This window comes from Streptomyces sp. MMS24-W38 (assembly GCF_059889265.1).
In genome coordinates this window covers 655849-668418 of record NZ_JCBCPP010000001.1, presented here as the reverse complement: position 1 = coordinate 668418, position 12570 = coordinate 655849, and the positions used below count along the sequence as shown (strand labels likewise).

9 protein-coding genes are annotated in these 12570 nt (G+C 73.6%); 4 read left to right on the top strand and 5 right to left on the bottom strand.

Going from position 1 to position 12570, the window contains the following annotated elements:
- Positions 1 to 52: 52 nt before the first annotated feature.
- Entirely contained in the window at positions 53 to 1777 is a 1725-nt protein-coding gene (locus AC6F7H_RS02015; protein ID WP_500761622.1) for a PucR family transcriptional regulator, read from the bottom strand.
- 465 nt (positions 1778 to 2242) lie between these two features.
- Here AC6F7H_RS02015 and AC6F7H_RS02010 point away from each other — a divergent pair, with 465 nt between their 5' ends.
- From AC6F7H_RS02010 to AC6F7H_RS01995, 4 genes are all read left to right on the top strand, one after another.
- Positions 2243 to 3133: an FAD binding domain-containing protein gene (locus tag AC6F7H_RS02010; protein ID WP_500754797.1), complete on the top strand. Its 891-nt coding sequence runs from the start codon at positions 2243 to 2245 to the stop codon at positions 3131 to 3133.
- Entirely contained in the window at positions 3133 to 3738 is a 606-nt protein-coding gene (locus tag AC6F7H_RS02005) for a (2Fe-2S)-binding protein (RefSeq protein ID WP_500754796.1), read from the top strand. Before AC6F7H_RS02010 ends, AC6F7H_RS02005 begins: the two co-directional genes overlap by 1 nt.
- Positions 3735 to 6158, top strand: a complete 2424-nt coding sequence (gene pucD, locus AC6F7H_RS02000; protein ID WP_500754795.1) for a xanthine dehydrogenase subunit D — start codon at positions 3735 to 3737, stop codon at positions 6156 to 6158. Before AC6F7H_RS02005 ends, pucD begins: the two co-directional genes overlap by 4 nt.
- A gap of 71 nt (positions 6159 to 6229) precedes the next feature.
- Positions 6230 to 7408, top strand: coding sequence for an XdhC family protein (locus tag AC6F7H_RS01995; protein WP_500754794.1), 1179 nt, complete (start codon positions 6230 to 6232; stop codon positions 7406 to 7408).
- 42 nt (positions 7409 to 7450) lie between these two features.
- Here AC6F7H_RS01995 and AC6F7H_RS01990 read toward each other — a convergent pair whose 3' ends face one another.
- From AC6F7H_RS01990 to AC6F7H_RS01975, 4 genes are all read right to left on the bottom strand, one after another.
- Positions 7451 to 7891 (bottom strand): SRPBCC family protein, encoded by a 441-nt coding sequence (locus tag AC6F7H_RS01990; RefSeq protein WP_500754793.1) that lies wholly within the window; start codon positions 7889 to 7891, stop codon positions 7451 to 7453.
- Positions 7892 to 7970: 79 nt separating this feature from the next.
- On the bottom strand, positions 7971 to 8096 hold the full coding sequence (locus tag AC6F7H_RS01985) for a hypothetical protein (RefSeq protein ID WP_500754792.1): 126 nt from the start codon (positions 8094 to 8096) through the stop codon (positions 7971 to 7973).
- Positions 8097 to 8524: 428 nt separating this feature from the next.
- Positions 8525 to 9316, bottom strand: a complete 792-nt coding sequence (locus tag AC6F7H_RS01980; RefSeq protein ID WP_500754790.1) for a S1 family peptidase — start codon at positions 9314 to 9316, stop codon at positions 8525 to 8527.
- A 205-nt stretch (positions 9317 to 9521) separates the two neighbouring features.
- On the bottom strand, positions 9522 to 12401 hold the full coding sequence (locus AC6F7H_RS01975) for an AAA family ATPase (RefSeq protein WP_500754789.1): 2880 nt from the start codon (positions 12399 to 12401) through the stop codon (positions 9522 to 9524).
- Positions 12402 to 12570 lie beyond the last annotated feature (169 nt).

Genomic DNA, 12570 nt, shown 5'->3' with positions numbered 1-12570 from the left:
CCGCACGCCACCCCCGCCCCGGGCGGCCCCGGCCCCCGTCGGCGGTCCGCCCTCAACTCATGCGGAGCGCCAGGAAGAAGTCCAGCTTGTCCTCCAGGCGGGACAGGTCGCGGCCCGTCAGCTGCTCGATGCGGCCCACCCGGTACCGCAGGGTGTTGACGTGCAGGTGCAGCCGGGAGGCGCAGCGGGTCCAGGAGCCGTCGCAGTCCAGGAAGGCTTCCAGCGTGGGGATCAACTCGGCGCGGTGGCGCCGGTCGTACTCCCGCAGCGGGTCCAGGAGACGGGCGGTGAAGGCCCGCCGTACGTCGTCGGGGACGAAGGGGAGCAGCAGGACGTGCGAGGCCAGCTCGTGGTGGCCGGCCGCGCAGACCCGGCCCGGACGGGCCGCGGCCACGCGCCGCGCGTGCCGCGCCTCCTCCAGGGCCCCGCGCAGCCCCTCCGCCGAGTGCACGGCCGCGCTGACCCCGAGCGTGAGCCGCCCGTCGCCGTCCAGGCCGGCCGTCAGCGGGTCCCGTACGGACTCCAGCAGGGTCTCCGCGAGGAGCCCGCTCTCGTCGGAGCCCTCGTGCTCGCCCGCCACCACCGGCAGCGGGACGAGCGCGATCGCCTCCTCCCCGGTGTGTGCCACCGCGAGCCGGTCGGACTGCTCGGGCCCCGTCGACGCAGGGTCGACCAGGATCTCCTCGAGCAGCGCCTGTGCCGCCGGACCGCCCGCGACCCCGCCGCCGTCCCAGTCGACGCGGGCCACGACCACCTGCCAGTGCGGCGCGGTCCCGAATCCGGGCAGCAGTACCGGCGCCGCCACCCGCAGCCGGGCCGCGACCTCGGCCGGCGCGGCTCCCGCCTGCACCAGCTCCAGCACCTCGTGCGCGAGCCGGCGGCGCACCGTGCGCGCCGCGTCCCGGCGGTCCCGTTCGACCGCGATCAGCTGGGTGACGCCGTACAGCAGGTCCAGCCGTTCCCCGGCCCAGTCCCCGGCGTCCGCCTCGACCGCCAGCAGCCAGTCGGACAGTACCGTCCCCCGGCCGTCCGGTCCGTCCTGGACCCCGGGGGCGTCCCGCCCGTCCCGCGGACTCCGCGCGGTCTGCGGGGAGTGCCCGCCGCCGCGCACCGGGAAGAGGCTGTACGTGGTCCGGTCGTCCAGCGTCACCCGGTGCGGTCCGGGCCGGCCCGAGCGGGCGGCCGCCAACTGCTCCGCCGCGAGCCGTGCGCCCACGCCCGCGGGCAGCCCCGGCCCCGCCGCCTTCGAACCGGCGATCAGCCGCCCGGTGGGCGAGAGCACCCACGCCCGCAGGTCCAGGTCGGTGCCGAGCAGATCGAGCACCACGTCCGGGCCGCCGCCCGCCGGGCCCGAGGTCATCATCCGCCGGTGCCGGTCCACCACGGCCGCGAGGTCCCCGGCCCGCTCGCCGGACACCTTCCGCACGACGTGCTCGGTGACGGTCGCGAAGGCCACCGACTCGTGCACCGCGAACAGCGGCAGCCGGTGCCGCGCACAGGCCGCGATCAGGTCGTCCGGGATGTCGCCCAGCTCGGCCTCACCGGCCGCCAGGGCGGCGATCCCCGCCCGCACCATGCGCCGTACGAACGGCTCCGAGTCGGCGGGGTCCCGGCGCCAGGCCAGGCCCGTGAGCACCAGTTCCCCGCCCGAGAGGTAGCGGCTGGGGTCCTTGAGGTCGGTGGTCATCACCCCGTGCACGGTGCGGTCCAGCTCGTCCTCGCCGCCGAGCAGCCTGAGACCCAGCGCGTCGGTCTCCAGCAGTGCGCGCAGCCGCATTCTCGTCGCCGCCGTTTCCTTTATGTCGATGTGTGCGGATGTGGGCATCGATGTGTGCGTCGATGCCTACGATGGGCCGTGGAGAGGGTTCCGCGGTTTCGGCGCAGCGTCCGGCGGGCGGCTGATCAGTTGCGGTCGGCCGTCTACCAGAAGAGTGCCCTCCGTGTCTTCCGGATCCGCTTCCTCTGGAGGAAAACATGGAGATCGCTGCGATCGCTGAAGTCACTGAGGCCGCCGAGACCCTCCGTTCATATGAATCTACAAGATGACTGCACTGGCCAGCCAACTCCTTCATGGCTTTCGTGACTGACCCGGGTGGAGCAACGGACGGTGTACTGAGGCGCACTCCGAGTGAATCCCTCATGGACGGGCCGGGCCCGCCGGGCACGGATCGGCTCGATCCCGTACGACTCACGGGAGGAACAACTCGACGCGCACGACACGAGACGAAGAAGAGAGTCGGTCATGGACTTCCTTCGCCCAGCCAGCTGGGAGGAGGCGCTCGCCGCGAAGGCCGAGCACCCCACCGCCGTACCGATCGCGGGCGGCACCGATGTGATGGTCGAGATCAACTTCGACCACCGCAGACCCGAGTACCTCATGGACCTCAACCGCATCGCCGACCTCGCCGAGTGGGAGGTCGGCGAGGACACCGTACGGCTCGGCGCCTCCGTCCCGTACTCGAGGATCATGGAGCACCTGCGGGCCGAGCTGCCGGGTCTCGCCCTCGCCTCCCACACGGTCGCCTCCCCGCAGATCCGCAACCGCGGCGGGGTCGGCGGCAACCTCGGCACCGCCTCCCCGGCGGGCGACGCCCACCCGGCGCTGCTCGCCGCCGGTGCCGAGGTCGAGGCCGAGTCGGTGCGCGGGTCCCGCCGCATCCCGATCGACGCCTTCTACACCGGAGTGAAGCGCAACGCGCTGGCGCCGGACGAGCTGATCCGCGCCGTGCACATCAAGAAGGCCGACGGCCCCCAGCAGTTCTCCAAGGTCGGCACCCGCAACGCGATGGTCATCGCCGTGTGCGCGTTCGGCCTGGCCCTGCACCCCGAGACCCGTACGGTCCGCACCGGCATCGGCTCCGCGGCACCCACGCCCGTACGCGCCACGGCCGCCGAGGAGTTCCTGAACGCGGCGCTCGACGAGGGTGGCTTCTGGGACAACGGGAAGATCGTCACACCGTCCGTGGCCAAGCAGTTCGCGGACCTGTGCGCCGCCGCCTGCAACCCGATCGACGACGTCCGGGGCACCGCGGGTTACCGACGGCACGCCGTCGGCGTCATGGCCCGCCGCACGCTGACCTGGACCTGGGAGTCGTACCGCGGCGCCCGCCGCAGCACCGAGGGAGCCGCGTGATGCGTATCGACTTCACCGTCAACGGACGGCCCCAGCGGGCCGACGACGTGTGGGAGGGCGAGTCCCTGCTGTACGTGCTGCGCGAGCGGCTCGGCCTGCCCGGCTCCAAGAACGCCTGCGAACAGGGCGAGTGCGGCTCCTGCACGGTGCGCCTGGACGGCGTCCCGGTGTGCTCCTGCCTCGTCGCGGCCGGCCAGGCCGAGGGCCGTGACGTCGTCACGGTCGAGGGACTGGCGGACTTCGCCCGGCAGCGTTCCCGCGGTGCCGGTGCCGGACACGGTGCCACTCCCGCGGAAAGCGGCACCGCCTTGAACGAGGCCCACCGGTGGCAGGCGGCCCCGGGCGCCGGCTCGCAGACCGGCGAGGGCGCCGAACTCGCCCCGATCCAGCAGGCGTTCATCGACGCCGGCGCCGTCCAGTGCGGCTTCTGCACCCCGGGCCTGCTGGTCGCCGCCGACGAGATGCTGGAGCGCAACCCCAGCCCGAGCGACGCGGACATCCGCGAGGCGCTGTCGGGCAACCTGTGCCGCTGCACGGGCTACGAGAAGATCATGGACGCGGTCCGCCTCGCGGCCGCCCGCCAGTCCGAGGAGGCCCGCGCATGACCACCCAGGAGCCCTCCACGACGCCCGGACCGGCCGGCACCCCCCTCGGCGCGCCCGCCACCCTCACCCAGGGCGCGCGGACCAGGGGCGGCATCGGGGAGTCCACCCTCCGCCCCGACGGCACCCTCAAGGTCACCGGCGAGTTCGCGTACTCCTCCGACATGTGGCACGAGGACATGCTCTGGGGCCAGATCCTGCGCTCCACGGTCGCGCACGCCGAGATCGTGTCGATCGACACCTCCGAAGCCCTCGCGCTGCCGGGCGTGTACGCCGTCATGACCCACGACGACCTGCCGACCGAGGTGAAGAACTACGGCCTGGAGATCCAGGACACCCCCGTCCTCGCCCACGGCAAGGTCCGTCACCACGGCGAGCCCGTCGCCATGGTCGCCGCCGACCACCCGGAGACCGCGCGCCGCGCCGCCGCCAGGATCAGGGTCGAGTACCGCGAACTCCCGGTCGTCACCGACGAGGCCTCCGCGCTCGCCCCCGACGCGCCCCTCGTCCACGAGAACCGGGAAGACCGTCACTTCGCCCACGTCTCCCACCCCAACATCGTCCACCGCCAGCCGATCGTGCGCGGCGACGTGGCACGGGCCCGCGAGCGGGCGGACGTCGTCGTCGAGGGCGAGTACACCTTCGGCATGCAGGACCAGGCGTTCCTCGGCCCCGAGTCGGGACTCGCCGTCCCCGAGGAGGACGGGGGCGTCCACCTCTACATCGCCACCCAGTGGCTCCACTCCGACCTGCGCCAGATCGCGCCCGTCCTCGGCCTGCCCGAGGACAAGGTACGGATGACCCTGTCCGGCGTCGGCGGTGCGTTCGGGGGCCGCGAGGACCTGTCCATGCAGATCCACGCCTGCCTGCTCGCCCTGCGCACCGGCAAGCCCGTCAAGATCGTCTACAACCGCTTCGAGTCCTTCTTCGGCCACGTCCACCGCCACCCGGCCAAGCTCTTCTACGAACACGGCGCCACCCGCGACGGCAGACTGACCCATGTGAGGTGCCGCATCGTGCTCGACGGCGGCGCGTACGCCTCCGCCTCCCCGGCCGTGGTCGGCAACGCCACCTCCCTCGGCATCGGCCCCTACCGGGTCGACGACGTCGAGATCGAGGGCCTCGCCCTCTACACCAACAACCCGCCCTGCGGCGCCATGCGCGGCTTCGGCGCGGTCCAGGCGTGCTTCGCCTACGAGGCGCAGATGGACAAGCTGGCGCGGGAACTCGGCATGGACCCGGTGGAGTTCAGACAGCTCAACGCCATGGAGCAGGGCACGGTCATGCCCACCGGGCAGCGGGTCGACTCCCCGGCGCCGGTCGCCGAACTCCTGCGCCGTGTCAAGGCGATGCCGATGCCGCCCGAGCGGCAGTGGGAGAGCAGCGAGGGCGCCGACGTACGCCAGCTGCCGGGCGGCCTGTCCAACACCACCCACGGCGAGGGCGTCGTCCGCGGCGTCGGCTACGCGGTCGGCATCAAGAACGTCGGCTTCTCCGAGGGCTTCGACGACTACTCCACCGCGCGCGTGCGGATGGAGGTGGTCGGCGGGCAGCCCGTGGCCACCGTGCACACCGCGATGGCGGAGGTCGGACAGGGCGGTGTCACCGTCCACGCCCAGATCGCCCGCACCGAGCTCGGTGTCGCCCAGGTGACCATCCATCCGGCCGACACCCGGGTGGGCTCGGCCGGTTCGACCTCCGCCTCCCGGCAGACCTACGTCACCGGAGGCGCCGTGCGCCACGCCTGCGAGCTCGTCCGCGAGCGGGTGCTCGAACTCGGCCGGCGCCGGCTCGGCTCGTACCACCCGGCGTGGGCGACGGCCGAACTCCTGCTGGAGGGCGGCAAGGTCGTCACCGACGGCGGCGAAGTCCTCGCCGACCTGGTGGACGTCCTCGGCGACGAGGCCGTCGAGGTGGAGGAGGAGTGGCGGCACCGGCCGACCGAACCCTTCGACCTGCGCACCGGCCAGGGCAACGGGCACGTCCAGTACACGTTCGCCGCGCACCGCGCCGTCGTCGAGGTCGACACCGAACTCGGCCTGGTCAAGGTGATCGAACTGGCCTGCGCACAGGACGTCGGCAAGGCGCTCAACCCGCTGTCCGTCATCGGCCAGATCCAGGGCGGCACCACCCAGGGCCTGGGCGTGGCGGTCATGGAGGAGATCCTGGTCGACCCGAAGACCGCGAAGGTCCGCAACCCCTCCTTCACCGACTACCTCATCCCCACCATCCTCGACACGCCGACCATCCCCGTCGACGTGCTCGAACTCGCCGACCACCACGCGCCGTACGGGCTGCGCGGCGTCGGCGAGGCCCCCACCCTGTCGTCCACCCCGGCGGTCCTCGCGGCCGTCCGGAACGCGACCGGGCTGGAGTTGAACCGTACGCCGGTACGACCGGAGCACCTGACCGGCACCGCATGACAGACCCTCCGGGCGGCGCACGAACGGCCACGCGCGCGCCGCCCGGAGCGCCCGGCTCAGGAGGCCGAGAGATGCTGGACATCGCCGAGGAACTGCACCGGTGGGCCGTGCAGGGCCGCGACTTCGCGGTCGCCACCGTGGTGGCGGTCGTCGGCAGCGGGCCCCGCGGGCCGGGCGCCGCGCTGGCGGTGGACACCGACGGCACGGCGATCGGCTCGGTCTCCGGCGGCTGCGTGGAGGGCGCGGTGTACGCGCTGTGCGAGCAGGCGCTCCGGGACGGCGAAACCGTCGTGGAACGCTTCGGCTACAGCGACGAGGACGCCTTCGCCGCCGGTCTGACCTGCGGTGGCGTCATCGACATCCTGATCACACCGGTACGGGCCGCGGACCCCGTCCGCCCGGCGCTCACTGCCGCGCTCGCCGCCGCCGCGCGAGGCGAGGCGGCGGCCGTGGCGCGGATCGTGAGCGGCCCCGCAGACCTGATGGGCCGTGCGCTCACGGTGCGCCCCGACGGCTCGTACGAGGGTGGCTTCGGCGAGCGTCCGGGTCTCGACCGCACCGTGGCGGGGGAGGCGGGCGCGTTCCTGGACGCGGGCCGCACCGGCACCCTGGAGATCGGCGCGGAGGGTTCACGCTGCGGCGCCCCGGTGACCCTGCTGGTCGAGTCGTCGGTCCCGCCGCCCCGGATGATCGTCTTCGGCGCGATCGACTTCGCGTCGGCGCTGGTCCGGGCCGGCACGTTCCTCGGCTACCGGGTCACGGTGTGCGACGCGCGCCCCGTGTTCGCCACCCGGGCACGCTTCCCGGACGCCGACGAGATCGTCGTCGAGTGGCCGCACCGGTACCTGGAACGCACCGACGTCGACGCCCGTACGGTCCTGTGCGTCCTCACCCACGACGCGAAGTTCGACGTCCCCCTGCTCCGGCTCGCCCTGCGCCTCCCGGTCGCCTACGTCGGCGCGATGGGCTCCCGCCGCACCCACCTGGACCGCGAGGCCCGCCTGCGTGAGGCCGGCGTCACCGACCCGGAACTGGCCCGCCTGCGCTCCCCGATCGGCCTCGACCTCGGTGCCCGCACCCCGGAGGAGACAGCCCTGTCCATCGCCGCCGAGATCGTCGCCACCCGTCGGGGCGGCACCGGCGTCCCCCTCACCGGCGCCCACACCCCGATCCACCACGACGTCGAACCCACGCCGCCCACCGGCGCACCCGCACCCGAGCCCGCGGGCAGGACCGGTTCGAGGGCGTGACGGTGGTGCCGCCGACGCGGTGATCACCCGTCGCTCCGGCCGTCACGGCTGTCGCAGCAGGGTGTTCACCGCTCGTCCGAACACCTGGCGGGAGACCGACCGCAGCGCGGGGTCGCAGAAGGCGGGGAGGAAGCGGACCCGCAGGTCCTCGCGCCACAGGACGCGGGTGCGGCCGCCCGGCCCCGGACGGACCTCGATCTCCGCCCAGCCCCGGACCACGCGGCCACGCTTCTCCAGGCGGCACAGGCCCGGGGAACCGGGGCCGGGGGGCTGCCACACCGTCACCTCCATCGGGTCGTCGAAGGAGAGCGGGCCGAGACCCGAGCGGGCGACGACGACCGTGCCCTCGCCGGTGGGCGGGGGAGGGGTCACGGTGATCCGGGTGAGGGGGACCGCCGCTCCGTGGCGGTGCCACTGCGTGAGCCGGCGCCAGGTCTCGTCGATCGGGAGGGGCGCCGTGCGCTGGAGCTGGAAGGTGGCCACGGAAGGATCCTAGGGAATCCTCCCCGCCCGGTGGCCCGGGCGGGGAGGGCTCACCCGCCCGGCTCAATCGGTGCGCACATCACCGGCCGGCCGGGGCCGGGACCGGTCGGGACCCGGGGCGGAAGGGCAGCACCTGACGCATCTCGAACTCCGTGCGTTCGGCCACCTCGCGGGCCTCCGCCACGACGTCACCCCGTTCGCGCACCAGGCTCTCGTAGACCGGGAGACCTTCCGTTCCCCGGGGGCGGCCGGCGTCGCTTCGAGGGCTCTTGGGGCTCTGGGCGGTCTGGGGGCTCTGCGGGGTCTGGGCGGTCTGGGGGTTCTGTACAGTTCCACCGTTCTCGGTGGGGTGGGGATTCACTGGGGGGGCGGCCCTTCGTCGTGGGGTTGTTCCGGGGTGGTGCCCGACTGCATGAGAAAGGGCCGCTTCTCGCGTCCCGTACGGATCAGCGTCCGGTGACCGTCACGGTGTTACACGTCTCGAGGAAATCTCCTGATTGGACCTTGATGGGAAGGTTCGCCCCCGGGCATGGAAAGGGGGCGTTGCGGGCTGCTCGTGGAAGCTCGCAACGCCCCCTGGTAATCACCTGAGGGGTACTCAGGAACTCGGGTGCCGCACATCGACCCGTGGGACTACGAGTTGATCTGGGCCGTGACCTCCCCGGAGAAGGTGGTCAACCGGGTGTACACGCCCGGGGATCCGGCCGCCGCGCAGCCGTCGCCCCAGGAGGTGATGCCCGCGAGCCGGCCGCCTATGAGCAGCGGTCCGCCGCTGTCGCCCTGGCAGCTGTCCACGCCGCCGGAGGAGTGGCCGGCGCACACCATGTCGCTCCGGACGAACCGGGAACCGTACGAACTGCCGCAGCTCGCGTCGGACACCGTCGGGACGGTCGCGGTGCGCAACTGGTCGGAGGAGCTGCCGCCCGAGGAGGTGGTGCCCCAGCCCAGGATGCGGGCGGTGGTGCCGGCCGCGTACACCGAGGTGTCCGAGGAGGAGACGTAGCCCGCCGTGGAGTACGGCATCGACGTCGACAGGGTCATCACCGCGACGTCGTCGCCGCGGGTGACGCTCCGGTAGTCCGGGCTGATCCAGATCCTGCTGACGCGCGCCACCGTACCGTTGGTGCCGTTCAGGTAGGTGCGCCCGCCGACCACGCGCACACTGCCGGTGGTCTCGCCGACCATGCAGTGGGCGGCCGTGACCACCTTCGTGGGCGTGACCAGGGTGCCGCCGCAGAACTGGTTCTGCGAGGCGTCGGTGATCTGCATGACGAACGGGTACGCGGACGTCGTGGTCGTGGTACCGCCGACGATCGGCTGGGGAGCGGCGGCGGAGGAGGGGGCGGTGAGCAGTGCGGTCGCGGCGGCGGCCGTGGTCGCCGCGACGAGTACGGCGGCCTTCTTGGCGCGGGTGAGCCCGGACATCGGTCTCCTCGTCGGTTGCCGGTGGGGGGTCGCACGGGGTGGGGGGTTCAGCACGGGGACCGGGCCACCGGTCTCCGTGTGCCCGGCGAGCGGCACGGATTACGCTACGAGCCGGAGCGCGAGCCCCCAATGAGGGAAGCCCCTACGGGAGCCGGACAGGGAAAACCCTCGGTCGCCCGCACCCCGAACTCCCCATCCGCCCCGGCTACTTCGTACGGCGGCCCGCCGCCAGCCGGACGATGTCCACCCGCGACCGGATGCCCAGTTTCCGGTACACCCGGGTGAGGGTCGCCTCGACGGTCTTCACGCTGATGAACAGCCGGCCGGCGATCTCCCGGTTGGTGGCCCCCTCCATCACCAGCGAGGCGACCTGCCGTTCCATCGAGGCGAGACCGTCCAGCGCGGCCGGGGTCGCCGGGGCGGCGGCGGGCGCGGTCTCCGGCGCCACCGGACCGGCGGCCACGGCCGCGTCCACCTGGCGCAGCCAGGGCAGCGCGCGGCAGCGCCGGAACAGCCGTGCGGCCTCGTCGTACGGGGCCGGACCCGGGCCCCGGGCACGCAGTCGGGCCAGCGCGAACGCGGCCCGCGCCTCCTCCAGGCCGAAACCCAGCGCGGCGAGCCGGCCCTGCGCCGACGTCAACTGCACCCGGGCGGCCTCGTGTTCGCCACGCGCCGCGCGTACCAGCGCCTCGGCGCGGTCGAGTACGGCCAGCACGCTCAAGCGGTTCAGACGTCGCGCGTGCACCCGTGTGACGTTGATGAGTTCCTGCGCCTCGCCGGGTTCACCGATCCGCACCAGCGCCTCGGCGAGATCGCCGTGCCAGCGGCCCCGCGCCGGGTCGTGGATGCCCATGCCGTGCTCCAACTCCCGCACCCGGCGCAGCGAGCGGACCGCGGCCGCGGCGTCCCCGGCGACCAACCGGGCGTAGCCCAGGGCGGCCAGGGCGAGGGAGAGATACAACTGGTCGCCGTCCACCTCGGCGTGGTCCGCGGCCTCCCGGGCCAGTGCGAGCGCCCGGTCCACGTCCCCGCCGGAGGCCTCCGCGAGGGAGGCGAGCATGGCCGAGGCGCTCTCGCCGATCCCGGAGTCACGGGCCAGCCGCAGGCTCTCACGGGTCAGGTCCAGGGCCCGGCCGCAGTGCCCGGAACGCAGTTCGGTGTCGGCGAGCAGACGCAGGAAGTGCACCTCGCTCTCGACCATGCCGCGCCGCCGGGCCTCCCGCAGCAGCCCGGTGATGCTCCTGCGGGCCTCGGGCAGCTGGTCGCTCATCAGCAGCCAGCGGAACCTGGCCGACGCGGCGCCGTTGTGGTGGCAGGCCACATCGGGGTCCTGGGGTTCCTGAAGGGCCCGCTCGATGGTGGCGGGCGCGTCCGGGTGGCCCATCAGGGTCTCGGTGGAGGACTGGAAGGCGAGCGCCATCAGCTCCGTACGCCGGTCCCCGCCGCGTGCGGCCAGTTCCGCGGCGTGCGCGGTCTCCAGCCGGGCCTTGGCGAAGTCGCCGTCCACCACCACCTCCCGCCAGGCCAGTTGGTAGTGGACCAGGGCGAGCAACCGCGGGTCGTCGCCGGCGTCCGCCAGCACCTGCGGGTAGACCGCGTCGACCTCGCCGAGCGCCTGCCCGGCCGCCTCGATGACGACCATCCACGCCCGCACCCGCTCCGCGGGCACCGTGGCCCGGGTCAGCACCTCGCGCGCGATGTCCCGGGCGAGATCCACCTCACCGGCGGTGATGGCGTCCTCGGCGGCCTGCAGCCGCCGCTCGTCCGGACTCGGCACGCTGCGGCCCGGCTCGCCGCCGGCCGGCGCCGTGTCCGTCCGCGTGCCGTCGGTCGACGGGTCCGCCGGGGTGTGACGGGCCGCCAGCAGCCCCAGCGAGGCCGCGACCGAGGGCGCCCCCCGGTCCCGGGCCAGCGCGGCGGCCTCGGCGAGCCGGGCCGCCACCTCCGGATCGGTGCCGGTCGTGGCCAGGGCCAGATGCCGGGCCCGCTCGATGGGGTCGGAGGCCGCCGTGGACAGCGCGGCGTGCGCGGCCCGCCGCTCGTGCGCCGGGGCCTCCGCGTACAGCGCGGCCGAGATCAGCGGATGCGCGAAACGCAGGGCCGGCTCCTCCGGGTCCGTCGCCAGCAGCCCCAGCGCGGCGGCCTGGGCCGTCTCCTCCTCGGCGTGGTCCCGGCCGGCCGCGTGCAGCAGCGCCGGCGTGGGGCGGGCGCCGACGCTGGCCACCAGCAGGGTGCGGCGCGCCTCGTCCGACAGCATCTCCAGCCGGCTGAGCACCAGGGCCCGCAGCGAGGTCGGCACCGGCAGCGGCTCACCGGGGCGGGGGCGGGTCGGGCTCTCGGCCAGGGCGCGGCCCAGTTCGAGCGCGAAGAGCGGGTTGCCGCCGCTGGTGCGGTGGATGTCACGGACGGTGGTACGGGACAGGCCCGTGTAGCCGCGGTGGTCGAGCAGCGTGGACACCTGGACACGGGAGAACGGGCCCAGCCGCACCACACGCGTGTCCGGCGGGCAGGCCCGCAGATGACGGTCGTACTCCTCCAGGCCCTCCGTACGCACCGCGCACAGCATCTGCACGGGGGTGTCGCCGAGGCGCCGCGCGGCGAATCCGAGAAGCTCCGCGCTGGCCGGGTCCAGCCACTGCAGATCGTCGGCGACGACCAGGACGGGCCCCTCGGCGGCGAGCGCCCGCAGGGTGGACAGCACCGCCAGGCGCAGCGCGAGACCGTCCCGTTGGAGGGTCGACTCGCCGCGGCCGGTGAGCGCCGACTCCAGGGCGGTGCGTTGCGCGGCGGGCAGCGCACCAAAGACCCGGTCCAGGACCAGACCGAACAGATCGGCCAGTGCCAGGAACGGGAGGTGGGATTCGGACTCGGTGGCCGAGCAGCGCAACACCGTGGGCGCCGCGCCGGCGTTTTCCGCCGCAAGTGCCCGCAGCACGGTCGACTTTCCTATTCCGGCGGGCCCGTGGAGCAGCACACTGCCCCCCCCGGCGAGCTGTTCGCGCGCCTCGGCGAACGGTTCCTCCCGGCCGATGACCAGGTCGGGGCGGCACCTGGCAGGCTCCTTGAAGTCCCCTCGCACGGTCACCGCTCCCCTCCTGTGTCGTGTCCTGGCCAATATTAGGCAACAGGCCCTTTCATTTCGGAGAGACGGCGTGGTGAGGGAAATAACAGCGTGCCGCGCGGATGAAATCCAAAGCCCCGGGACACCGGTAATGGCGGCCGTACGAGACCACGGCACACCTACGGCGACCACC